The sequence below is a fragment of the Rhizobium sp. CG5 genome, assembly GCF_023701945.1.
In the GTDB taxonomy this organism is placed as follows: domain Bacteria; phylum Pseudomonadota; class Alphaproteobacteria; order Rhizobiales; family Rhizobiaceae; genus Allorhizobium.
Map to the genome: position 1 here is coordinate 33,751 of NZ_JABAEF010000013.1, position 24,420 is coordinate 58,170.

Here is a 24,420-nt window from a genome sequence, read left to right on the forward strand (position 1 = left end):
TCGAACAAGAGGCCGGGACCAACGATGGCGACCACAGTAAGCCCAAGTGCTGGCGGCATCACCGTCCCGAAGGCCGAGGAGCGCATGGATCCCAAGCGCATCATCGCGTTTTTCGCGATGGTGTTCGGCATGTTCATGTCGATCCTCGACATTCAGATCGTCTCCGCCTCGCTGTCCGAGATCCAGGCAGGCCTGGGTGCCGGTTCCGACGAGATCGCCTGGGTGCAGACCTCCTACCTGATCGCCGAAGTCATCATGATCCCGCTATCGGGAGCCCTGGCGCGCATCGTGTCGACCCGCGTGCTGTTCTCGGTCTCGGCGGCCGGCTTTACGCTTGCCAGCGCGCTGGCGGCAACCGCCACCAATATCGAGCAGATGATCGTCTACCGCGCCATCCAGGGCTTCATCGGCGGCGGCATGATCCCGTCGGTGTTTGCCGCAGCCTTCACGATCTTTCCGCCCTCCAAGCGCAACATCGTCTCGCCGATCATCGGGCTCGTCGCGACGCTGGCGCCGACCATCGGGCCGACCATCGGCGGCTATATCAGCCATGCCATGTCCTGGCACTGGCTGTTCCTGATAAATGTCATTCCCGGTATCATCGTGACCGCCGTCACCTGGAGCCTGATCGATTTCGACAAGCCGGAATATAGCCTGTTCAAGAAATTCGACTGGTGGGGATTGCTGACCATGGCGGTCTTCCTCGGCTCGATGGAATTCGTGCTGGAAGAGGGCAATTCCAAGGACTGGTTCAACGACGAGCATATCGTCATGGGCACGGTCGCCATGGTGATCGGCGGCATGATCTTCTTCTACCGGGTGTTCAGGGTCGATTTCCCCGTGGTGGATCTCAGGGCATTTGCCAACCGAAACTTCGCCTTCGGTTCGCTGTTCTCCTTCGTGATGGGCGTCGGCCTCTATGGCCTGACTTATCTCTACCCGCTCTATCTCGGCCGGATCCGCGGCTACGATTCCCTGATGATCGGCGAGACCATGTTCGTCTCCGGTCTTGCCATGTTCCTGACGGCGCCGGTCGCCGGTGCGCTGTCCAGCCGGCTCGATCCGCGGGTGATGATGATGGCGGGTTTTGCAGGCTTTGCCGCCGGAACCTTCCTGATGACCCAGATGACGGCGGACTGGGATTTCTACGAATTGCTGGTGCCGCAGATCCTGCGCGGCTGTTCCTTGATGATCTGCATGGTGCCGATCAACAATATCGCCCTTGGCACCCTGCCGCCCGAGCGGATGAAAAACGCCTCCGGACTGTTCAACCTGACCCGCAACCTCGGCGGCGCCGTGGGCCTGGCGATCATCAACACCATGCTGACGCAGCGCACCGACGATCACTACGCCCGTCTGTCCGAACATGTCACCTGGAGCAATCCCGCAGCCGTCAGCTGGCTCGACGACATCGGCGCCAATTACGACTCCTACGGACTCGACGGCACGTCGACGGCGCTTGCCAGGCTTTCGGGCCTGGTGACAAAACAGGCCTGGATGATGTCGTTCATTGACGTGTTTCTGGGGCTGACGGTGCTGTTCAGCGCGCTCGTTTTCATGGCCATGCTGATCCAGAAACCCAAAGCCGCACCGCCGCCCGGCAGCGGCCACTAGCTTCTTTCACCAATCCACCGCAGCGCATAAGGCCGTCGTCTCAAAGCGACGGCCTTGTCGCGTTTCCAGTCCCAAGCAGGAAATGACGTACGTCCATCAGAAAATGATTTACGTACCTCAAGAACTTCGCTAGGAGTCGGCGCCGGAGGAGACATGAAGCCTACAGTGCACGATATCGCCGCCCATGCGGGCGTCAGCCTGGCAACCGTCGACCGGGTCTTGAACCGGCGCGCCGGCGTGCGGGCGGAGACGCGCGAGCGCGTCGAAGGGGCGATCAGTGAACTCGGCTACGTGCGCGATCTGGCCGCGGCCAATCTGGCCAAGGGCCGGGTCTATCCGCTGGTCTTCATTCTGCCCTCCAACGACAATTCCTTCATGCGAACCCTGCGCCGCGAGGTGGAAGGCGCCAGGGCGCGCTCGGGGCAGGAGCGCACGACCATCTCTATTGTCGAGGTGCCGCCCTTCGATCCGCAAGCGATTGCCGCGGCGCTGGACGCCGTGCTGGCCGATGGTCCGGCCGGCGTGGCTCTGGTGGCGGTCGATGCACCCGAAGTTCGCGTGGCGATCGACAATCTGGTGCAGGCCGGCATTCCTGTGGTGACGTTGGTATCGGATCTGCCAGGGTCCCGACGCCATCATTATGCCGGCATCGACAATATGGCGGCGGGCCGCACGGCGGGCAGCCTGCTGGGGCGTTTCCTGGCCGGGCGACCGGCAACGGTGGCGGTAATCGCCGGTTCGATGCTGGTGCGCGACCACCGCGAACGTTTCGAAGGGTTTCGAGCCGTGATGGCTGCGGAATTCCCGCAGGTGTCGCTGCTACCGGTTCTGGAGGGGCGCGACGATCCGGGGCTCGTCGAGCAAATCGTGACCGACCTGTTTGCGGCTCAGCCGGATCTGGCCGGCCTCTACAGCCTGGGGGCCGGCAATCGCGGGCTGGTGCGGGCGCTGGAGGCGGCGCACCTGCCGGTCCGACCGGCGGTGATCGCCCATGAACTGACCGAGACGACGCGGGCAGCGCTTCTGTCCGGCCGGATCGATGCGGTGCTGAACCAGGATGCCGGCCACGAGGTACGCAGTGCCATCCGGCTCTTGAAGGCCAAGGCGGACGGATTGCCGGTACTCAGCGCCCAGGAGCGCATCCGGCTCGATATTTTTCTGCGAGACAATCTGCCCTGAGGGGCAAAGGCATGGAGACCTATGATGTATTTGGGACTGGATCTCGGCACTTCGGGTGTCAAGGCGCTGCTGATCGACGGCGATCAGCGGGTGATCGGTTCGGCCAACGGGGCGCTCGACGTGTCGCGGCCGCATCCCGGCTGGTCGGAGCAATATCCGGTCGACTGGATCCGCGCCACGCAGCAGGCGATCGCGGGCCTGAAGGCCAGCCATGGACGGGAGCTTAGCGCCGTCAAGGGCATCGGCCTGTCCGGCCATATGCACGGCGCCACCTTGATCGGCAGCGACGGCGAGGTTTTGCGGCCCTGCATCCTGTGGAACGATACGCGCAGCCATGTCGAGGCCGCCGCCCTTGACGCCGACCCGCGCTTCCGCGCCCTGACCGGCAATATCGTCTTTCCCGGCTTTACCGCGCCGAAACTCGCCTGGGTCGCCAAACATGAGCCGGAGATCTTTGCCAAGATTGCCAAGGTGCTGTTGCCCAAGGACTACCTGCGCTTCTGGCTGAGCGGCGAATACCTGTCCGACATGTCGGATTCGGCGGGCACCGCCTGGCTCGACACCGGCAAGCGGGCCTGGTCGAGCGCCTTGCTCGAGGCGACGGGGCTCAGCGAAAGCCAGATGCCGGGGCTCGTCGAGGGCACGGAACAGGCCGGTCTCCTCAAAGCCGAACTGGCTGCGGAATGGGGCATGGGTGCCGGTGTGGTGATTGCCGGCGGTGCGGGGGACAATGCGGCCTCGGCCTGCGGCATGGGCACGGTGGCGGCCGGCCAGGCCTTCGTGTCGCTCGGCACGTCGGGCGTGCTGTTTGCCGCCAACGGGTCCTATCTGCCGAAGCCGGAAAGTGCCGTGCATGCCTTCTGCCATGCACTGCCCAATACCTGGCACCAGATGGGCGTCATCCTGTCGGCGACCGATGCGCTCAACTGGCATTCCCATGTCACCGGCAAATCGGCCGGCGACCTGACCTCGGAACTCGGCGACACGCTGAAGGCGCCGTCGAGCGTGACGTTCCTGCCCTATCTCTCAGGCGAGCGCACGCCGCACAATGATGCAAAGATCCGCGGGACCTTCCTCGGCCTTGGCCATGAAAGCGACCGGGCGGTGCTGACCCAGGCGGTGCTGGAGGGCGTGTCCTTTGCCATTCGCGACAATCTCGAAGCGCTGAAATCGGCCGGAACCTCGATCAGCCGGGTGACCGCGATCGGCGGCGGCTCGCGCTCGCGCTACTGGCTGGCCTCGATCGCGACCGCCCTCGACATGCCGGTCGACATCCCGGCTGACGGCGATTTCGGTGCCGCCTTCGGCGCCGCCCGCCTCGGCCTGATTGCCGCAACCGGTGCCGACCCCATCTCTGTCTGCACGGCGCCGGCAACCTCGGAGACGATCGAGCCGGTGGCGGGGCTCAGCGCGGATTACGAGACAGCCTACCAGCGCTATCGCTCGGTCTATCCGGCGATCAAGGCGCTGAATCCATCGTAAGAATTTGCCCCTCACCCTGACCCTCTCCCCGCAAGCGGGGCGAGGGGACGGAAACGCTGCGGCAAGTCCCTTCTCCCCGCAGGCGGGGAGAAGGTGCCGGCAGGCGGATGAGGGGCCGCATATGCTAGACATTCAACAGGAGGATACCCCATGACGACAGGCTTTTTCGGCGATACGCCCAAGATCAAATACGAGGGCCCGGACAGCACCAATCCGCTGGCCTTCCGCCACTACAATCCCAACGAGATCGTCAACGGCAAGCGCATGGAAGATCACCTGCGCTTTGCTGTCGCCTATTGGCACACGTTTACCTGGCCGGGTGGCGATCCGTTCGGCGGTCAGACCTTCCAGCGCCCGTGGTTCGAGGACAGCATGCAGGCGGCCAAGCTGAAGGCCGATGTGGCGTTTGAATTCTTCTCGCTGCTCGGCTCGCCCTATTACTGCTTCCACGACGCCGACGTGCGCCCGGAAGGCCGCAACTTTGCGGAAAACACCAAGAACCTCAACGAGATCGTCGACTATTTCGCCGAGAAGCAGGCCGCCACCGGCGTCAAGCTGCTATGGGGCACGGCGAACCTGTTTTCCCAGCGCCGCTTCATGAGCGGCGCCTCGACCAACCCCGATCCGGATGTTTTTGCCTTCTCGGCGGCGACGGTGAAGACCTGCCTCGACGCGACGATGAAGCTCGGCGGCGAGAATTACGTGCTGTGGGGCGGCCGTGAAGGCTATGAGACGCTGCTCAACACCGACCTCAAGCGCGAGCTCGACCAGATGGGCCGTTTCCTCAACCTGGTGGTCGAATACAAGCACAAGATCGGCTTCAAGGGCACGATCCTGATCGAGCCGAAACCGCAGGAGCCGACCAAGCATCAGTATGACTACGATGTCGCCACCGTCTACGCCTTCCTGCAGCGGTACGGCCTGGAGAAGGAAGTGAAGCTCAATATCGAGCAGGGCCACGCCATTCTCGCCGGCCATTCCTTCGAGCATGAACTGGCCATGGCCAATGCCTTCGGCATTTTCGGGTCGATCGACATGAACCGCAACGACTACCAGTCCGGCTGGGATACCGACCAGTTCCCCAACAATGTGCCGGAAATGGCGCTGGCCTATTACCAGGTTCTGGCAGGCGGCGGCTTTACCACCGGCGGCACCAATTTCGATTCGAAGCTGCGCCGCCAGTCGCTCGATCCCGCCGACCTCTTGATCGGTCATATCGGCGGCATGGACTGCTGCGCCCGCGGCCTGAAGGCGGCCGCCAAGATGATCGACGACGGCGCCCTGTCGACACCGCTCAACGAGCGTTATGCCAAGTGGGACAGCGCTGACGCCCAGAAGATGCTGCGCGGCGAACTCTCCCTCGACGCGATTGCCGAGAAGGTGGAGAACGAGGATATCAGCCCGGAACCGAAGTCCGGCCGCCAGGAATATCTGGAGAATGTGGTGAACCGTTACGTGTGATATCGGTCACGTCATAGCAAGGAGCGGCCACCTCCGGTGTTTTGGCGGTGGCCGTTCGCATTCGATCTCTGGCCGTTGCCGTTGGCGCCATCAGGCGTTACCGAGGCCCGGCTGGTGACGGAAATCGGATTTCCGGAAGGGTCCTTGGCATTGGCGAAGACATAGCCGTCCGCTTTGTGCAACGGACCGAAATGCAGGCCTTGTTCGGCACACCGGGCGCAAAATCCTGCAACGTCCTCCACGTCGAAGCCGAGCTTCACCAGGACTTGTCCCATCTTCTGGGATTTCGCCGCCGCATGGATCATGAGATTGGCGCCGCCATCGGCACTGACGAGTTCGATGATGCGGTCGCCTTCCAGGCGGAGAGCCGTGAAGCCAAAATACTTCTCATAAAAGCTGACGGTTGCTTCCACATCGCGTGCGTAGATGGTGATCCTGCCCAGTCGCATGGATGACATCCCTATTTATGAGGACGCGGCGGCCCCACCGAATTCCTGACCACCAGATCGGGCCGCAGCAGGATTTCCGTCTCGGCGGGTTTGCCGTCGGAGAGCAGTTCCAGCAGCAGCGCCATGGCATGTTTGCCGATCGCCGTGCGGGGCTGGCGGATGGTGGTGAGCGAGGGGGTCATGAAGCTTGCCTGCGGCACGTCGTCGAAACCGGTCACGGAGAAATCACGCGGGACATTGTAGCCGCGGGCCGACAGGCCGATCATCAGGCCGATCGCCGTCTGGTCGTTGACGCACATGAAGGCGGTCGGCAGCGTGTCGCGCATGAACAGTTGCTCGACGGCGAGCCTTCCGCTTTCGATCGTGCCGTCGCCTTCGAGGATGATGCGCAGGCTGTCCGGCACGTTGGCCGCGTCGAGGCCCGCCTCATAGCCAAGCCGACGTCGGTGATAGGCGAGCCGTGTCTTGCTGTCGCCGATGAAGGCGATCTTGCGGTGGCCTTCCGACAGCAGCAGGTCGACGGCCTTGCGGGCCCCTTCGATATCGTCGACGCCGACATAGGGAATGCCGCCGTTGAACACCGGCTCGAACACGCCGACCGAGGGCGGCAGGCGGGCGGTCATGGTCTGGTGGCCGAAGGGCAGGATGCCGGTGAACAGGATCAGGCCGGCGGCCTGGTTGGAATTCAAGAATTTCAGATATTCCAGGCCGCGCTGGGCGTCGTTCTGGGTATGGCCGATCAGCACGCCATAGCCGTGGGAGCGCGCCTCGTTTTCAAGCCCGACCAAAATGCTGGAAAAATTGGGGTCGCCGATATCGGGCGCTACGACGAGGATCATGTTCGACCGGCCAAGCCGCAGGCTGCGGGCCATGGCATTGGTCGTATAGCCGGTGATGGCGATCGCCTGGTTGACTTTCAGCCGCGTCGAGTTGGCCACCTTCTCCGGCATGTGAATGGCCCGCGATACCGTGGCAATCGAAACCTCGGCGATCCGGGCGACGTCTTCGATGGTGGCGGGTGAGGAATTCGACACTGCGTTCTGCCTTGGAGTCTCGTTGCGCGGGACACTACACAGACTGGCTTGAAGGTCAAAGCTTGTACGAGGAAAATCCACGTTATGCCTCTATGTAAACCTTTACAGTGACCATGTAAAGGTTTACATCTCGCTCCAAGCGGATGGGAGCCGCGGGGAGGCCAGCATGAATTCCGAGACGATCGACGACCGTGCGGTGGTGCTTCGGGCTAAGCGCATCAGCAAGTCGTTCAGTGGCGTACAGGTGCTGTTCAGCGTCGATTTCGATCTGCGGGCCGGCGAGATCCATGCGCTGATGGGCGAGAATGGTGCCGGAAAATCGACCCTGGTCAAGATCCTCTCCGGCTTCGAGCAGCCGACCTCCGGCGAAATCCTGCTCGACGGCAAGCCGATCAAGCTGCCGGCCAATGGTGCCGCCGAGGCGCTGGGCATTGTCATCATCCACCAGGAATTCAATCTTGCCGACCATCTGACCGTGTCGGAAAGCCTGTTTCTCGGCCGCGAGATCACCCGGTTCGGGGTGCTGGACCGCAAGCGCATGCGCGCCGAGACGCGCCGCGTGCTCGATACGCTGGGCTCGCATGTCGACGAGAACCAGCTGATCAGTTCGCTGAGCGTTGCCGACAAGCAGATGGTGGAGATCGCCAAGGCGATCAGCCGCGATGCGCGCGTCGTGTTCATGGACGAGCCGACCGCGGTGTTGTCGCGCGAGGAGACGCGGGTTCTGTTCCAGCAGGTTCGCAAGCTACGCGACAAAGGCACCAGTTTCGTCTTCGTGTCGCATAAGCTCGACGAGGTGATGGAACTGACCGATCGCGTCACGGTGTTGCGCGACGGGCAATGGGTGAAGACGGCGCAGACCGCGGTGCTCGACGGCGAATCCATCGCCCAGCTGATGGTCGGCCGCGAGCTGTCCAGTCTTTATCCCGCCAAGCATGAGCCGGATGTGGACGGCGAGGTGGTGCTGTTGGTGCGTTCGATTTCGACGGGTTATGTGCGGGATGCCGGTTTCGAGGTGCGGCGTGGAGAGGTGTTCGGATTTTCTGGACTGATGGGCTCCGGCCGCACCGAACTGATGGAAGCGGTGGTCGGGCTGCGGCCGCGCCTATCGGGCGAGGTCGTGGTCTATGGCCATGCCATACCGGCCGGGGATGTCGAGGCGGCGACCGCTGCCGGGCTTGCCTATATGACCAAGGATCGCAAGTCCAAGGGCCTGCTGCTGGCCTCCGGCATGACGGTGAACCTGACGCTGCAGTCGCTGGCCCAGCACAGCCCGCATGGCTATCTCCAGCCGAAAAGCGAGGCGGCGGCGATGGCGCGGGCGCAGCGGCGCTTCGACATCCGGGTGCGCGACGACCGGGTGGTGGCGGGGCGCATGTCGGGCGGCAACCAGCAGAAGCTGCTGCTGGCCAAGGTCATGGAGACCGAGCCGCAGATCATCATCATCGACGAGCCGACACGCGGCATCGATGTCGGCACCAAGCAGCAGATCTATCATTTCATCTCGGCGCTTGCGCGCGAGGGCCGGTCGATCATCGTCGTGTCCTCGGAATTGCAGGAGGTGATTGGCCTCTGCACCCGCGTCGCGGTGATGCGCGAGGGCCGCATGGTCGGCGTGCTGGAAGGCGACGAGATCAACGAGCAGGAAATCATGCGCTACGCCGCCGGCCTGAAGCAGAAGCAGGCGGCCTGAGGCGACGGCGCATCAACGGATAACAAGACAGGCCCGGAGAGCCCGGCAAGGGACACGGAGGGCGGGAGGTTGAGTTTGGACACGAGCATGAATGACGAGCCGAAGGGCCCCGAGACACGGCGCCGCACCTGGCGGGATATCGACATGCGGGCCGTCGCACCCTTTGCCGCCCTTGCACTACTGCTGCTGGTCGGCGCGCTGGTCAATCCGAATTTCATCGGCATCACCAATCTGGCCAATGTGGCGACGCGCTCAGCGTTTATCGCCATCATCGCGGTCGGCGCCACCTTCGTCATTTCCTCGGGCGATCTCGACCTGTCGGTCGGCTCGATGGTGGCCTTTGTTGCCAGCCTGATGATCCTGTTCATGAATTCCGGCGTGATCGTCGACAGTGGCCTGATGCTGGCGGCGGCCGTCGTGCTGACGCTTTTGATCGGGGCGGCCTGCGGGCTTGCCAATGGCCTGATCACCACGGTTGGCCGCATCGAGCCGTTTATTGCGACGCTCGGCACCATGGGCATCTATCGGGGGCTCACCACCTGGCTGTCGCAGGGCGGCGCCATCACACTGAAATCGCCGGAGCTGCAGGACCTCTACCGACCGGCCTATTTCGGCACGGTGGCGGGCGTTCCGTTCCCGATCGTCATCATCTTCGCCGTCACGGCGATTGCCGCCTTCGTGCTCTATCGCACCCGCTATGGCCGGCATGTGGTGGCCGTCGGCTCCAGCCGCGACGTGGCGCGCTATTCCGGCATCAGCGTCGACAGAGTGCGCACCATTGCCTTCGTGATCCAGGGGCTCTGCGTGGCGATTGCCGTGCTGCTCTATGTGCCGCGGCTCGGATCCACTTCGGCAACCACGGGCATTCTCTGGGAGCTGCAGGCGATCACCGCGGTCGTCGTCGGCGGCACGGCGCTGAAGGGCGGGGCAGGCCGCGTCTGGGGCACGATCTGCGGCGCCTTCATCCTCGAGCTGGTCGGCAACATCATGCTGCTGTCCAATTTCATCAGCGAATATCTGATCGGCACCATCCAGGGATCCATCATCATCATCGCGATGCTGGTGCAGCGTTCGCTGGGGCGGAAAGCCTGATCGGTCGCACCATTGAGCCGGGTCCTCGGGTCGCCCGGCTCCTTTCAAAGACCAAAAGACCCCGGCATTGCACTAGGGAGAGAGAAATGCTGAAAAGATTGATAGGAGTAGCCTTTGTCGCGGCGGCCATGGCCGGAACGGCTCTGGCGCAGGAGGCCAAGACCATCGGCGTATCCATTCCGGCGGCCGACCACGGCTGGACGGCCGGCGTCGTCTACCATGCCGAGCGCGTCGCCGAACTGATCCGCAAGGAACATCCGAACGCCACGGTGATCGTCAAGACCTCGCCGGATGCGGCAAGCCAGGCCAATGCCATCCAGGATCTGGCGATCCAGGGCCTCGACGCGCTGGTCATCCTGCCGACCGATCCGGATCCGCTGGTCAACGCAATCAAGGAAGTGAAGGCCAAGGGCACGTTCGTCACCATCGTCGACCGGGCGCCGAGCGTCAACGACAGCTCCGTGCGCGATCTCTACGTCGCCGGCAACAATCCGGCGCTCGGCGAAGTGGCCGGCACCTATATCAAGGAAACCACGCCGGACGCCGAAGTCGTCATCATCCGCGGCATGCCGATCCCGATCGATCAGCAGCGCCAGGATGGGTTCGACAAGGGCATTGCCGGCTCCAAGGTCAAGGTTCTCGACCGCCAGTTCGGCAACTGGAACCGCGACGATGCCTTCAAGGTCATGCAGGACTACCTGACCAAGTATCCGAAGATCGACGTGGTGTGGTGCCAGGATGACGACATGGCCGTCGGCGTGCTGCAGGCCATCGAGCAGGCCAAGCGCACCGACATCCAGTATGTCGTGGCCGGTGCCGGGTCCAAGGACATGATCAAGAAGGTCATGGACGGCGACAAGATGATCCCGGTCGACGTTCTCTATCCGCCGGCGATGGTCGGCACCGCCATGGAGCTGACGGCTGCCGCCGTGCTCAACCAGGTTCCGGTGTCGGGCACCTATACTCTGGATGCGACGCTGATCACCAAGGAGAATGCCGCGAACTACTACTTCCCGGATTCGCCTTTCTAAGTCACGTCGTGTGGGAACCGCCCGGGACATGATGACCCGGGCGGGCTTCTCCGCAGCATGTCGCGGTCAAAAAAATCTGACGGCGCGGCTTGTCGGACGAGGTTTGGACGGTTAGCCTTCAGGCTCCTGCAACGTTACAGGTCGAGGACCCGGATTGGGCGCCTCAAGAGTCTAGAGATAAGAGGGATCCCGCCCTTTACAGAGCGGCACGGTTCCAAGGGAGGATGTGAAGCGATGAAAACCATCAAGGGCCCGGCCCTGTTTCTCGGCCAGTTCGCCGGCGATGCGGCACCGTTCGACACCTGGGACGGCATTACCCAATGGGCGGCCGACAAGGGCTATCTCGGCGTGCAGGTTCCGACCTGGGCCGGTCAGCTGTTCGACCTCAAGAAGGCGGCCGCTTCCAAGGATTATTGCGACGAATTTTTAGGGGTGGCGCGCGGCAATGGCGTCGAGGTGACCGAGCTGTCGACCCATCTGCAGGGCCAGCTGGTCGCCGTCCACCCGGCCTATGACGAGGCCTTCGACGGTTTTGCGGCACCGGAAGTGCGCGGCAATCCGAAGGCGCGCCAGGCCTGGGCGGTCGAACAGGTCAAGATGGCCATCACCGCCTCGCGGCATATGGGCATCTCGGCGCACGCGACCTTTTCAGGCGCGCTCGCCTGGCCCTTCATCTATCCCTGGCCGCAGCGCCCGGCCGGCCTGGTCGAGGCCGCCTTCGACGAGCTGGCCAAGCGCTGGACGCCGATCCTCGACCATGCCGAGGCGCATGGCGTCGACGTGTGCTACGAGATCCATCCGGGCGAAGACCTGCATGACGGCGTGACCTTCGAGATGTTCCTGGAGCGGGTGAAGAACCATCCGCGCGCCAACATGCTCTACGATCCCTCGCATTACGTGCTGCAGTGCCTGGATTATCTCGACCATATCGACATTTACAAGGACCGCATCAAGATGTTCCACGTCAAGGACGCGGAGTTCAATCCGACCGGCCGGCAGGGCGTCTATGGCGGCTACCAGGGCTGGGTCGGACGGGCCGGGCGGTTCCGGTCGCTGGGCGACGGGCAGGTCGATTTCGGCGCGATCTTTTCGAAGATGGCGGCCAATGATTTCGACGGCTGGGCCGTGGTCGAATGGGAATGCGCCCTGAAACACCCGGAAGACGGCGCCCGCGAAGGGGCCGAATTCGTCAAGGCGCACATCATCCGCGTCACCGAGAAAGCCTTCGACGACTTTGCCGCCAGCGGCACCGACGATGCGGCCAACCGGCGCATGCTGGGGCTTTAGTCTGCCCCTCGCCCCAACCCTCTCCCCAAGCGGGGCGAGGGGACGCAGTACGCCGGCGGCGGAATTTCGGTAAGGCGGGCGGCTTGCGGCATGCTTGCTTCTCACCGCTTGCGGGGAGGAGGTGGCGGCAGCTCAGGCGCAATGCACGTTGCGCCGGGGATGAGGGGCAGCAAGGCAGAGGGGCGGTGAGGCAGGGCTACCCCCCTCTGCCCTGCCGGGCATCTCCCCCTCAAGGGGGGAGATCGGATGGAGCCGGCACCACGCGACCCAAACAAGGCATAACGCTTGCGGCCAATCTCCCCCCCCTTGAGGGGGAGATGTCACGGAGTGACAGAGGGGGGTAACCCCTCGGTTGAACGATCGATTTCAAAGGAGAAAACCCCATGACTATCGAAGCCGGAAAAACCCCATCGCGTGCCCCGAAAATCCGTCTCGGCATGGTCGGCGGCGGGGCGGGGGCGTTTATCGGCGGCGTGCATCGCATGGCGGCACGGCTGGACGACCGCTTCGATCTCGTCGCCGGCGCGCTGTCGTCGACGGCGGAAAAATCGCTGGCCTCCGGCCTTGAGCTCGGCCTCGATCCCGACCGCGCCTATGGCAGCTTCGAGGAAATGGCGGAGAAGGAAGCGGCCCGGCCCGACGGCATCGAGGCGGTGTCGATCGTCACGCCCAACCATGTGCATTATCCCGCGGCAAAAGCCTTTCTGGAGCGCGGCATCCATGTGATCTGCGACAAGCCGCTGACCTCGACGCTCGACGATGCGCTGAAGCTGAAAGCCATGGCCGACCAGTCCAAGGCGCTGTTCATCCTGACCCACAACTACACCGGCTATCCCATGGTGCGCCATGCCCGCGAGCTGGTGCAAAACGGCGAACTGGGCGAGATCCGGCTGGTGCAGATGGAATATCCGCAGGACTGGCTGACCGAGGCGGTCGAGCAGACCGGCGCCAAGCAGGCGGTGTGGCGCACCGATCCGGCGCAATCGGGCGCCGGCGGTTCGACCGGCGATATCGGCACCCATGCCTATCATCTCGGCTGCTTCATCTCTGGCCTCACCCTCGACGAACTGGCCGCCGACGTGCACACCTTTGTCGAAGGCCGCAGGCTCGACGACAATGCCCATGTCATGCTCAGGTTTGAAGGCGGAGCCAAGGGACTTCTGTGGTGCAGCCAGGTGGCGCCGGGCAACGAAAACGGCCTCAAGGTGCGCGTCTATGGCACCAAGGGCGGCATCGAATGGGTGCAGGCCGATCCGAACTATCTGTGGCTGACGCGGCTCGGCGAGCCCAAGCAGCTGATCACCCGCGGCGGGGCCGGCGCCGGCGCGGCCGCCGCCCGCGTCACCCGCATCCCGGGCGGCCACCCGGAAGGCTATCTCGAAGCCTTTGCGACGATCTACACCGAGGCCGCCAAAGCCATCCACGCCGCCCGCACCGGGGCTCCGGTCGATCCGGCGGTGATGTATCCGACCATCGATGATGGTGTGAAGGGGGTGGCGTTCGTCACGGCCTGCGTGGCGTCGTCTAGGGCGAATGGGGTGTGGGTGAAGGTGTAAGCGAAGACAGTATCGAGCGAAGACGAGACGCTGGTTGTCCTGCGATCACGCTGCGGGCTTGGTCTTAAGGGACGACCGCGACTTGCGCGCAAAAAGAAAGGCCGGCAAATTTGCCGGCCCCTCTGTTTGCCGATGTTGGTGGGGACGAGAGCAATCTCAAAACTCTTCCCAGCTCTCGGCAGAGGCACCGCCGCCCATCCCGACGGCGCTGGCCACCTTGGCCATCATGCGTCTCGCCGGCGAGGCGACGGGCTTCTGGCCCGGCTTGGCGGCGACCGGTCTGCTGCTGCTGGCGACATTGCTGTCGGACCCCAGGCGGAATTCGGAGATGATTTCCCGCAGGCGCTGAACTTCGCCGGCAAGGGCGGCACTGGCGGCCGTGGATTCCTCGACCATGGCGGCGTTCTGCTGGGTCACCTGGTCCATCTGGTTGACGGCCGTGTTGACCTCGGCAAGGCCGACGGACTGTTCCTTGGCCGAGACGGCGATCGCGTCGAGCTGGGTATTGATCGTCACGACCTGCTCTTCGATGACCTTCAATGCCTGTCCGGTTTCCTGCACGAGCTTGACGCCGGTGCTGACCTCGTCGGAAGAATTGCGGATCAGGTCCTTGATTTCCTTGGCCGCCTGGGCCGAGCGCTGGGCCAGTTCGCGAACCTCCTGGGCCACGACGGCAAAGCCCTTGCCTGCGTCACCGGCTCGTGCGGCTTCCACGCCGGCATTCAGGGCGAGCAGGTTGGTCTGGAAGGCGATCTCGTCGATGACGCCGATGATGCTGGAGATCTGGTTCGACGACTGTTCGATGCGCTGCATTGCAGTGACGGCATTCGAGACGACCTCGCCGGAGCGGCGTGCCGATTTGTTGGCTTCGATCGCGACGTGGCGCGCCTCTTCCGTGCGCTTGGAAGAGTTGCTGACATTGGTGGTGATCTGGTCCAGCGCTGCCGCGGTTTCTTCCAGGGAGGCAGCCTGCTGCTCCGTGCGCTTCGAGAGGTCTTCGGCGCTCTGGCTGATCTCGCGGGCGCCGCTGTCGATCGAACCCGTTGCCTGGGACACCGACCGCAGGCTCTCCGCCAACTGGCCGACGGCGGAGTTGAAGTCGGAGCGCAGAGCTTCGAAGTCGCTCGCAAAGGGTTCCTGCAGGCGGAAGGTCAGGTCGCCACTCGACAGATGCTTGAGACCCTCTCCAAGGCCTGATGTGGCCTTGGCCATTTCCTGGGCGCGCTGACGGTCCTGTTCGACCACGCGGGCCCGTTCTGCTTCGCTTGCCGAACGGTTGGAGGCGGCATCCTGCTCCAGCTGGATGGCCCGCAGCCCGTTGTCCTTGAAGATCTGCACCGCCTTGGCCATGGTGCCGATTTCATCGCGGCGATCGGCGCCTTCGACAACCGGGGTGAAGTCGCCATTGGCAAGCACGCCCATGGCGCCGACCATGGTCTGGATCGGCTTGACGAGCCACGCGCGGATGGCGAGGAAACCGAAGACCAATACGGCAAGCATGCCCAGAACAACGACGCTCAGCGTCATCACAAAGGCTTTGTTGGTGACTTCGGTGAGCCGATCGCTTTCTGCATTTGCCGAATCCACGATTGCGGTGGTCAGTTCCGTGAAGCGCGGTGATATGGCGCCAAAGGCGGGCTGGCACTCCTTGGCGAACAGGAGTTGCGATGCGACGACGTCCTGCTCGCTCGTCGCTGACTCGGCCGCAGATAGTGTCGGTCCACAGACATCCGTAAACAGTTTCACGGCGTCTTCCTTGATAACCGGCAGCTCCTGCTTTTCCGGTAGGGCAGCGATGGCCAGGTCCATATATTTGACGAAACTCGCTATGGCATCCTTGATGTCTTTATCGGCCTTCGCGTTTGTTTCAGGCGTTCGCGCCATCAGCAGGTCGCCGATCGAGGCGCGCACGGCCTGCAGGCTGCGGTTGGAGCGCGCCATGTAGAGGGCCGCCGGCGATTCACTGTGCAGCAACTCGCTGTAGCTATCGTCGATAGCTTTGAGTTGTTGGCCGGAATAGAAAGCCATGCCCAGCGAAAACAGGCCGAATGCGGCCATGATGATGAAGAATTTCCCGATGATCGATACGTGTTTCACATGCCACTCCTGTAGGAACCTGGCGTTCATTTGAGGGAGCCACAGGCAAATCATTCGCCGGGCAAACCGTTAAGCGGTAAGGCATCGCCACCTGGCTCCCTCAGGTTGCCAGGTTCCGATGCTGTGTACCGTCCGACACCATCAGCAATGTGCGACAGGTGATTTCGACATGGCCAAATCTAATCATGAAATATTTTGTATTCGTTAATTACGATGTTCGAAGTAAAGGAAAGGATGAAAGACGGAAGTCTTCAGCGCAAAACGGCAACACAGGCCGGATTGCAGAGCCCGTTCCGAGCCAATTCTTCTTGCCAACCCAACCCGCATCTCCCAATCTCCCCCGCAGTGCACAACACCCACGAGGGATCTCCGCCCATGACCACGCCTCCCCCCACCGCCCTGGATGACGAAGCGCTGTTGCGCAAATCTTTTGAGGTGGCGGCGCGGGCGTATCGCAATGGCAATCATCCGTTCGGGTCGATCCTGGTCGGGCCGCATGGGGCTGTCTTGATGGAGCAGGAGAATGCCTATAACCCGACCAAAGACATGACCGGCCATGCCGAGCGCGTGCTGATGACGCGGGCCTCGCAGCAGTATGATCCGAAGTTCCTAAACTCCTGCACGCTCTATTCCTCGGCCGAGCCCTGCGCCATGTGCGCCGGCGCGATGTATTGGGCCGGCGTCGGGCGGCTGGTCTATGGCATCAGCGAGCATCAGCTGAAGGAGATCACCGGCAATCATCCGGAAAACCCGACGCTCGACCTGCCCTGCCGGGTGGTGTTCGATGCCGGACAGCGCAAGGTCGAGGTGATCGGGCCGATGCTCTGCGAGGAATCGGCGGCCCTGCATGAGGGCGTCTGGTAGGGGCTTTTGTTGCGGCTTCTGCTGTCTGCGGAAGGCGTTATCCCCTGATATTGCGGCAATAGTCATCAATCTGTCGTCTGAAACGTTGCAGTTTGTGATGTTCGCAGCCTTCACCTGGGCGCCGTGTTGGTTTAAACCGCTGGCCATCCCATTCATGGCGGGCGTGGCGACCTCGGCCCGCCGTCCACTCCAGGTAAAGACGAGTTCCCGATATGATCGATCCCAAAACGCTCGCAGCCCGCTTCCCCGGCGATTTCCTGTTCGGCGTGGCCACCGCCTCGTTCCAGATCGAAGGCGCCACCAAGGTCGATGGCCGCAAGCCGTCGATCTGGGATGCCTTTTCCAACATGCCGGGCCGGGTGTTCGGCCGGCACAATGGCGATATCGCCTGCGACCATTACAATCGCTGGGAAGCGGATCTCGACCTGATCAAGGAGATGGGCGTATCGGCCTATCGCTTCTCGATCGCCTGGCCGCGCATCATTCCCGATGGCACCGGCCCGATCAACGAGACGGGTCTGGATTTTTACGACAGGCTGGTCGACGGCTGCAAGGCGCGCGGCATCAAGACCTATGCGACGCTCTACCATTGGGACCTGCCTTTGGCGCTGATGGGAGACGGCGGCTGGACCTCGCGCAACACGGCCTATGCCTTCCAGCGTTACGCCAAGATCGTCATGGCGCGGCTCGGCGACCGGCTGGATGCCGTGGCAACCTTCAACGAGCCATGGTGCTCGGTCTGGCTCAGCCATCTCTACGGCATTCATGCGCCGGGCGAGCGCAACATGGACGCAGCACTTGCTGCCCTGCACTATACCAATCTCGCCCATGGCCTCGGCATCGATGCGATCCGCCAGGTGGCGCCGCAGGTGCCGGCCGGCCTGGTGCTGAACGCCCATTCGGTGATTGCCGGCTCCGACAGCGCGGCCGACACGGCTGCTGCCGAGCGCGCCTTCCAATTCCACAACGGCGTCTTCTTCGGTCCGGTGTTCAAGGGCGAATATCCCGCCGACATGATGGAGGCGCTGGGAGACCGCATGCCGCCGATCGAGGAGGGAGACCTGGCGATCATCAGTCAGAAGCTCGACTGGTGGGGTCTCAACTATTACACGCCGATGCGGGTTGCCGCCGATCCGAGCGAGGGCGCCGTCTATCCGGCGACCGTCGATGCGCCGCCGGTCTCCCCGGTCAAGACCGATATCGGCTGGGAGGTCTATGCGCCGGCGCTGAAGTCGCTGGTCGAGACGCTCTACGACCGCTACGAACTGCCGGTCTGCTACATCACCGAGAACGGCGCCTGCTACAATATGGGCGTCGAAAACGGCGAGGTGGATGACCAGCCGCGGCTTGACTATTATGCCGAGCATCTCGGCGTCGTCGCCGACCTGATCAAGGACGGTTTTCCGATGCGCGGCTATTTCGCCTGGAGCCTGATGGACAATTTCGAATGGGCGGAGGGCTACAGCATGCGCTTCGGCCTGGTGCATGTCGATTATGACACGCAGGTCCGCACGGTGAAGAAGAGCGGCAAGTGGTACAGCGAGCTGGCCGCCCAGTTCCCGGCCGGCAACCACAAGGTGATTTGAGCCGGCAGCGGAAACCTTTTTAACCGAACATGCGTTATGTCTCAACTTCAAGCGAGGAGAGATGAGCGATGACATGTGCTGGATGTCGGGATGGCGAAGGTTTCCAGACCCCGTTTTCCATGGCGTTTCAGCCGATCGTCGATGTCAGCAGCGGCGATGTCTTTGCCTATGAGGCCCTGGTGCGGGGCGTCAAGGGCGAGGGCGCCGCCGATATTCTCGCTTTGGTCGACGACCGGAACCGCTATGGTTTCGACCAGCAATGCCGGGTCAAGGCCATCGAACTGGCGGCCGCCCACGCGCCGGCCGGAACAAGGTTGTCGATCAATTTCATGCCCAATGCGGTCTATGAGCCGCGCGCCTGCATCCGCCTGACGCTGGCCACCGCCGAGCGGGTCGGCTTTCCCCTCAACAACATCATCTTCGAGTTCACCGAAAGCGAGAAGATCGACACCGAACATCTGCTCAACATCCTGAAGACCTACAAGGATATCGGCTTCAAGACGGCGATCGACGATTTCGGCGCCGGCCATGCGGGGCTGAATTTGCTTGCCGATTATCAGCCCGACATCGTCAAGCTGGATATGGACCTGATCCGCGGCATCGACAGAAACAGGGCGAAACGCATCATCGTCTCCCACACGCTGGCGATGCTCAGCGAATTCGGCATCACTGCCGTCTGCGAAGGTGTGGAGACCGCAGACGAGATGGCCGTGCTGAGCGATCTTGGCGTGACCCTCATCCAGGGCTACCTGCTTGCGCGGCCTGCCTTCGAGCAATTCGAGCAACCGTCGCGGATCTGAAAACACGACAGCACGCTGCGTCATCCCCAGGCGCGCCGGCAGAAAAATCCGAGACCGGCCTCAGTCATATTTTGCGTGACAGCACGGTTCTTCGGAAAAATTTGTCTCGGCTTGCCGGCCAAACGGGTTCATAACGGCACCAGTTTCCACAGGCGCATGGCTGACCTGCGCGCGACGGGTTTGAAAAGGCAGAGACAGAGATGATAGAGCGGCGTCGAGACCGTCGAATGTGTTCCTCGCGATAAACAGCGAGTGCCGCCCATCTTTGCCCGGTCCAGCCGGGTGCCATGACCGAGAGACTATCATGACCACTCCTTTCCGCCTGAGTTGCTCCGTTCCGGGGGGCCTGCGATGAGCGTGCCTATCGCTGCCATAGCAGAGCAGGACGGTCCGATGGTCGCCTTTCAGGGTGTCACCAAACATTTCGGCGGCAGCCACGGCCAGCCGGCCTTCACGGCGCTGGCGGGTATCGACTATGCGGTGCCGAAGGGCGCGATCACCGGCATTATCGGCCGCTCGGGCGCCGGCAAGTCGACGCTGATCCGGCTGGTCAACGGGCTCGAACTGCCGTCGGCCGGAAAGGTTCTGGTCGATGGCGTCGATGTCGGCGGGCTGGACGAGGCGGGCTTGCGAACACTACGCCGCTCGGTCGGCATGATCTTCCAGCATTTCAACCTGCTGTCGTCACGCACCGTGCGCGACAATATTGCCCTGCCGCTCGAAATTGCCGGCTTCGACCGCAAGACGATCGAGGCGCGGGTCAGGCCGTTGATCGACCTGGTGGGCCTGTCCGACAAGGCGGAGCGTTATCCGGCGGAACTGTCCGGTGGCCAGAAGCAGCGCGTCGGCATTGCCCGGGCGCTGGCGACCGAGCCGAAGCTGCTGCTGTCGGATGAGGCGACCTCGGCGCTGGATCCGGAAACCACCCAGTCGATCCTGGAACTGCTGAAGAGCATCAACCGCGACCTCGGCCTCACCGTGCTGCTGATCACCCATGAGATGGAAGTGGTCAAGACCATTGCCAGCCATGTGGCGGTGATCGATCGCGGCCTGATCGTCGAGGCGGGTCGCACGTTCGACGTCTTTACGCAGCCGCGTCACGAGACGACGCAGGCGCTGCTGTCGGCCAGCATCGGCGCCAAGCTGCCGGACTGGATCAGTTCCGACCTGAAACCGATCCCGGCGCCGGGCGACCGCGCCTTCGTGCGGCTGATCTTTTTCGGCGATACGGCCTTCCAACCGCTGACCGCCCGGCTAGTCGCGGCACTGGGCCCCGAGGTCAATATTCTGGCCGGGGCGATCGACGATATCGCCGGCGAGCCCTATGGCTCTCTGGTCGTTGCCTATCCCGCCGATCCGGCGACGCTTGCGCGCGCCACCGGTTTCTACCAGCAAACCGGTCTTTCCACGGAGGTGCTCGGCTATGGCGCCTGACATGCTTTTCGCCCTGCTTTCGAAAGCACTCCTGCAAACCCTGCACATGGTGGCCGTTGCCGGCATCATCGGCACGCTGATCGGCCTGCCGATCGGCGTGTTCCTCGCCACCAGCGGCAAGGGCGAGCTGTTTGCGGCGCCGGCGATCAACCGGATCTTCGGCCTGATCGTCAATGCAGCCCGCTCGACGCCCTTCATCATCCTGGTTGTGGCGATCATCCCGTTCACGCGGTTGATCACCGGCACCTCGATCGGCACGTCGGCGGCCATCGTGCCGTTGACCGTGGCGACCGTGCCCTTCGTGGCGCGGCTGATCGAAGCGGCGATCCGCGAGGTCGACAAGGGCTTGATCGAAGCGGCGCGCGCCATGGGCGCCACGCCGGTACAGATCGTCACCAAGGTGCTGCTTGCCGAAGCCCGGCCCGGTATCACGCTGGCCCTGACGCTGACCGCCGTCAGCCTGGTCGGCTATTCGGCCATGGTCGGTGCTGTTGGCGGTGGCGGGCTCGGCGATCTCGGCATCCGCTACGGCTACCAGCGCTTCATGCCGGATGTCATGCTGGCCGTCGTCGTGGTGCTGATCGTGCTGGTGCAGGCGCTGCAGAGCGCCGGCGATGCGCTGGCTCGCCGCTTCGACAAGCGCAGTCGTAAGAACTAATTCCGCCCAAGGAAAACCAAGGGAAAAATAAGGAGACATCCCATGAAAAAACTGATCCTCGCGGCCTCGCTCGCCGCCCTGTTCTCGGCCGGTACGGCGCTTGCCGAAACCATCAAGATCGGCGTGACGCCGGGTCCGCACGCGCAGATCATGGAAAAGGTCAAGGAAGTCGCTGCCACCAAGGGCCTCGATCTCGAGATCCTCGAATTCTCCGACTATGTCGTGCCGAACCAGGCGCTGGCCGATGGCGATCTCAACGCCAATTCCTTCCAGCACCAGCCCTATCTCGACAATCAGGTGAAGGACCGCGGCTTCGACATCGTCAGCGTCGGCCAGTCGGTCAATTTCCCGATGGGCATCTATTCCAAGAAGGTCAAAAGCCTCGATGAACTGGCCGATGGCGCCACCGTCGCCATCCCGAACGATCCGACCAATGGCGGCCGCGCGCTGCTGATCCTTGCCGACAAGGGCCTGATCAAGTTCAAGCCCGATGCCGGTCTCAAGGTCGGTCCGGCCGACGTGGTCGAGAACCCGAAGAACATCACCTTCGCCGAACTCGATGCCGCGCAATTGCCGCGCGCGCTGGACGATGTCGACGCCTCGGTGATCAACACCAATTACGCGCTCGAAGCCGGCCTTGATCCGGCCAAGGACCCGATCGGCCGCGAGGGTGAAAAGGCGCCTTATATCAACGTGATCGCGGTCAAGAGCGCCGACAAGGATGCCGCCTGGGTCAAGACCCTCGTCGAGTCCTATCACAGCGATGCCGTGAAGGCCTTCATCCAGGAAGAGTTCAAGGGCGCGGTCATTCCGTCCTGGTAAGACGAAAAAGGCCAGAGGACCGGTATTGTCCGGCCCTCTGGCCCTATATTGCTTTCCGCCTGTCTTTACAGGCCGACGGCCTTGCGCAGCGCCTCGTTCATGCGCGATTGCCAGCCGTCTCCCGATGCCTTGAACCGTTCGATCACCTCGGCATCGAGGCGAATGCTGATCGCCTGTTTCGGGTTTTCCAGCTTCGGCCGCCCGGCCAGCTTCTTCTCGATCGCCTCAGCCAATTCAGGGAAAACCTCCCGAAAGGGGCGCATTTCGGCAAGCTGTTCGTCGGTGAGTTCGGGATTGTCCGGATCGGATGCAATCATCCGCTGGATCTCGGCCTCTGCCGCATCGGACAGCGGGCGTTTGGATGAATATTTCAAGGCCATCGATTTGTCCTTTCCTTCCGGCTAGCCGGGCGCATGGAGATAATAGACAGCGCCTGCGAACCAAGAGCTGCAAACACCACAGCGATAATCACCCTGCCGTTCCACTCGCCAATTGCCAGCATGCGCCCTTGTCTGGAGGGCGTGATTTGTGCGTCGAGGAAAAAGGCGACATCCAGATCAGCAAAATCCATGCCGTGCTTGGCCAGATTCTGCTGCCGCTTGTGCTCATCCCAGACGATGTCCATGGATTATGTATATACGGAAATCGGCAGCTGCGCAAAGGTTTCTGTGTACCGGGAGGGCTCCGCTACCGCCTCAAACTCCCCAAGATCCCCCGAACCAGCGCCCGGCCTACCGATGTGGCGACCGAGCGGGCGGCGCTTTTCATGGCGGCTTCGATGACCGTTTCGCGCTGGTAGCCGGAGCGGCGGGTGGTCGTGGTGGAGGATTTGGTGGTCGGGCGGCGGTTGTCGTCGTCGCTGTCGGTGCCGAAGCCCGGCAGGCTCCAGCGGCCGGCGGCGCTGTCCTTGTCGTCCGGCGGTGCGCGGCCCTCTTCCTCGGCCTTGCGAGCGGCGTCTGCGTCGGCGGCCTGCTTGGCGCGGGCAGTGAGGATTTCGAAGGCGGATTCCCGGTCGAGGTCTTCGTCATAGAGGCCGGCCACCGGGCTGACATTGATCACGGCCTGGCGTTCGGCGTCGGTCAGCGGGCCAGGCCGGCCGGAGGGCGGGCGGATCAGCGTACGCTCGACGATCGACGGCGCGCCCTTGGTCTCCAGCGTCGAGACCAGCGCTTCGCCGGTGCCAAGCGTGGTGATTACCGTTTCGCAGTCGAAGGCCGGATTGGGGCGGAAGGTTTCGGCTGCCGTCTTGACGGCTTTCTGTTCGCGCGGGGTATAGGCGCGCAGGGCATGCTGGACGCGGTTGCCGAGCTGGGCCAGCACCGTTTCCGGCACATCGAGCGGGTTCTGCGTCACGAAATAGACGCCGACACCCTTGGAGCGGATCAGGCGGACCACCTGTTCGACGCGCTCGATCAGCACCTTCGGCGCATCGTTGAACAGCAGATGGGCCTCGTCGAAGAAGAACACCAGCCGGGGCTTGTCCGGGTCGCCGATCTCCGGCAGCACTTCGAACAGTTCCGACAGCATCCACAGCAGGAAAGTGCCGTAGAGCCGCGGGTTCATCATCAGCTTGTCGGCGGCCAGCACCGAGATCGCGCCGCGCCCGTCATTGGTGGTGCGCATGATGTCGGAAATCTTCAGGGCGGGTTCGCCGAAGAAATGTTCGGCGCCCTGCTGTTCGAGCATCAGCAGCCCGCGCTGCAGCGAGCCGACCGAGGACTTCGAAATCAGGCCGAACTGGCTCGACAGTTCGGTGGCGTGCTCGCCCATGTAGTTGAGCAGCGCCTGCAGATCTTTCAGGTCCAGCAGGGCAAGGCCTCCCTGGTCGGCGATCTTGAAGGCGATGTTGAGCACGCCTTCCTGGGCTTCGGAGGCATCCATCAGCCGGGCCAGCAGCAGAGGGCCCATTTCGGCGATGGTGGTGCGCACCCGATGGCCTTTTTCGCCATAGAGATCCCAGAAGATCACCGGGAATTCCTGGAAGGCGAAATCGGTAAAGCCGATCTGCGCGGCGCGATCGGTCACCCAGCCCTTCGGCTCGCCCATTGCGGCAACGCCCGACAGGTCGCCCTTGATATCGGCGCAGAACACCGGCACGCCGGCATTGGAGAAGCTTTCGGCCAGAACCTGCAGGGTGACCGTCTTGCCGGTACCCGTGGCGCCGGTGATCAGCCCATGACGATTGCCGAATTTCAGGTCGAGATATTCGCCCTTGTTCATGCTGTCGTCGGGATTGCGGCTGGTGCCGATATAGAGCTTACCGTCAACAAGCATGGCGCCT

The 24,420-nt window shown here is 63.0% G+C and carries 21 protein-coding genes; 15 read left to right on the forward strand and 6 right to left on the reverse strand.

Features of this window, described 5'->3' with window-relative positions; genetic code table 11:
- The first annotated feature begins 24 nt into the window (after positions 1–24).
- The 4 genes from HGO38_RS20105 to xylA all read left to right on the forward strand — a co-directional run bounded on the left by HGO38_RS20105 (position 25) and on the right by xylA (position 5,736).
- The gene (locus tag HGO38_RS20105) at positions 25–1,614 is read left to right on the forward strand and encodes a DHA2 family efflux MFS transporter permease subunit (RefSeq protein WP_250957684.1); all 1,590 of its coding nucleotides are present in this window, start codon (positions 25–27) and stop codon (positions 1,612–1,614) included.
- Between the two features lie 153 nt (positions 1,615–1,767).
- Positions 1,768–2,793: a LacI family DNA-binding transcriptional regulator gene (locus HGO38_RS20110; protein WP_250957685.1), complete on the forward strand. Its 1,026-nt coding sequence runs from the start codon at positions 1,768–1,770 to the stop codon at positions 2,791–2,793.
- A 24-nt stretch (positions 2,794–2,817) separates the two neighbouring features.
- Positions 2,818–4,275 (forward strand): xylulokinase, encoded by a 1,458-nt coding sequence (gene xylB / locus HGO38_RS20115; RefSeq protein WP_250957686.1) that lies wholly within the window; start codon positions 2,818–2,820, stop codon positions 4,273–4,275.
- A 150-nt stretch (positions 4,276–4,425) separates the two neighbouring features.
- Positions 4,426–5,736, forward strand: coding sequence for a xylose isomerase (xylA, locus tag HGO38_RS20120; RefSeq protein WP_250957687.1), 1,311 nt, complete (start codon positions 4,426–4,428; stop codon positions 5,734–5,736).
- 11 nt (positions 5,737–5,747) lie between these two features.
- Here xylA and HGO38_RS20125 read toward each other — a convergent pair whose 3' ends face one another.
- Together HGO38_RS20125 and HGO38_RS20130 are read right to left on the reverse strand one after the other, a co-directional pair.
- Entirely contained in the window at positions 5,748–6,185 is a 438-nt protein-coding gene (locus HGO38_RS20125) for a VOC family protein (RefSeq protein WP_250957688.1), read from the reverse strand.
- Between the two features lie 11 nt (positions 6,186–6,196).
- Entirely contained in the window at positions 6,197–7,219 is a 1,023-nt protein-coding gene (locus HGO38_RS20130; RefSeq protein WP_250957689.1) for a LacI family DNA-binding transcriptional regulator, read from the reverse strand.
- A 166-nt stretch (positions 7,220–7,385) separates the two neighbouring features.
- On the opposite strand from HGO38_RS20130, the gene HGO38_RS20135 reads away from it, so the two are divergent.
- The 5 genes from HGO38_RS20135 (at position 7,386) to HGO38_RS20155 (ending at position 13,878) form a co-directional block, all read left to right on the forward strand.
- Positions 7,386–8,912: a sugar ABC transporter ATP-binding protein gene (locus HGO38_RS20135; protein WP_250957690.1), complete on the forward strand. Its 1,527-nt coding sequence runs from the start codon at positions 7,386–7,388 to the stop codon at positions 8,910–8,912.
- A gap of 87 nt (positions 8,913–8,999) precedes the next feature.
- Entirely contained in the window at positions 9,000–10,004 is a 1,005-nt protein-coding gene (locus tag HGO38_RS20140) for an ABC transporter permease (RefSeq protein WP_250957691.1), read from the forward strand.
- An 86-nt stretch (positions 10,005–10,090) separates the two neighbouring features.
- Positions 10,091–11,035 (forward strand): substrate-binding domain-containing protein, encoded by a 945-nt coding sequence (locus tag HGO38_RS20145; RefSeq protein WP_250957692.1) that lies wholly within the window; start codon positions 10,091–10,093, stop codon positions 11,033–11,035.
- A gap of 234 nt (positions 11,036–11,269) precedes the next feature.
- Positions 11,270–12,322 carry a sugar phosphate isomerase/epimerase family protein gene (locus tag HGO38_RS20150; protein WP_250957693.1) on the forward strand — a complete coding sequence of 351 codons (1,053 nt, stop codon included), beginning with the start codon at positions 11,270–11,272 and terminating at the stop codon, positions 12,320–12,322.
- Between the two features lie 383 nt (positions 12,323–12,705).
- A complete protein-coding gene (locus HGO38_RS20155; RefSeq protein WP_250957694.1) occupies positions 12,706–13,878 on the forward strand; it encodes a Gfo/Idh/MocA family protein in 1,173 nt (390 codons plus the stop codon).
- 156 nt (positions 13,879–14,034) lie between these two features.
- Here HGO38_RS20155 and HGO38_RS20160 read toward each other — a convergent pair whose 3' ends face one another.
- On the reverse strand, positions 14,035–15,975 hold the full coding sequence (locus HGO38_RS20160; protein WP_250957695.1) for a methyl-accepting chemotaxis protein: 1,941 nt from the start codon (positions 15,973–15,975) through the stop codon (positions 14,035–14,037).
- A gap of 375 nt (positions 15,976–16,350) precedes the next feature.
- Between HGO38_RS20160 and HGO38_RS20165 the strand changes: the two genes are divergently transcribed.
- The 6 genes from HGO38_RS20165 (at position 16,351) to HGO38_RS20190 (ending at position 22,139) form a co-directional block, all read left to right on the forward strand.
- Positions 16,351–16,839, forward strand: coding sequence for a nucleoside deaminase (locus HGO38_RS20165; protein WP_250957696.1), 489 nt, complete (start codon positions 16,351–16,353; stop codon positions 16,837–16,839).
- 212 nt (positions 16,840–17,051) lie between these two features.
- Positions 17,052–18,425 (forward strand): GH1 family beta-glucosidase, encoded by a 1,374-nt coding sequence (locus HGO38_RS20170; RefSeq protein WP_250957697.1) that lies wholly within the window; start codon positions 17,052–17,054, stop codon positions 18,423–18,425.
- A 68-nt stretch (positions 18,426–18,493) separates the two neighbouring features.
- The gene (locus tag HGO38_RS20175; RefSeq protein WP_250957698.1) at positions 18,494–19,225 is read left to right on the forward strand and encodes an EAL domain-containing protein; all 732 of its coding nucleotides are present in this window, start codon (positions 18,494–18,496) and stop codon (positions 19,223–19,225) included.
- A 351-nt stretch (positions 19,226–19,576) separates the two neighbouring features.
- Complete coding sequence (locus HGO38_RS20180; protein WP_250957699.1) at positions 19,577–20,659, forward strand: methionine ABC transporter ATP-binding protein; 1,083 nt, start codon at positions 19,577–19,579, stop codon at positions 20,657–20,659.
- Entirely contained in the window at positions 20,649–21,317 is a 669-nt protein-coding gene (locus HGO38_RS20185) for a methionine ABC transporter permease (protein WP_250957700.1), read from the forward strand. The genes HGO38_RS20180 and HGO38_RS20185 overlap by 11 nt, the downstream gene beginning before the upstream one ends.
- A gap of 42 nt (positions 21,318–21,359) precedes the next feature.
- On the forward strand, positions 21,360–22,139 hold the full coding sequence (locus HGO38_RS20190; RefSeq protein WP_250957701.1) for a MetQ/NlpA family ABC transporter substrate-binding protein: 780 nt from the start codon (positions 21,360–21,362) through the stop codon (positions 22,137–22,139).
- A gap of 65 nt (positions 22,140–22,204) precedes the next feature.
- Here the strand turns inward: HGO38_RS20190 and HGO38_RS20195 are convergent, their stop codons facing one another.
- From HGO38_RS20195 to HGO38_RS20205, 3 genes are all read right to left on the reverse strand, one after another.
- On the reverse strand, positions 22,205–22,519 hold the full coding sequence (locus HGO38_RS20195) for a BrnA antitoxin family protein (RefSeq protein WP_250957702.1): 315 nt from the start codon (positions 22,517–22,519) through the stop codon (positions 22,205–22,207).
- Entirely contained in the window at positions 22,510–22,764 is a 255-nt protein-coding gene (locus tag HGO38_RS20200; RefSeq protein WP_250957703.1) for a BrnT family toxin, read from the reverse strand. Before HGO38_RS20200 ends, HGO38_RS20195 begins: the two co-directional genes overlap by 10 nt.
- Before the next feature lie 62 nt (positions 22,765–22,826).
- On the reverse strand, positions 22,827–24,413 hold the full coding sequence (locus HGO38_RS20205; RefSeq protein WP_250957704.1) for a helicase HerA-like C-terminal domain-containing protein: 1,587 nt from the start codon (positions 24,411–24,413) through the stop codon (positions 22,827–22,829).
- Positions 24,414–24,420 lie beyond the last annotated feature (7 nt).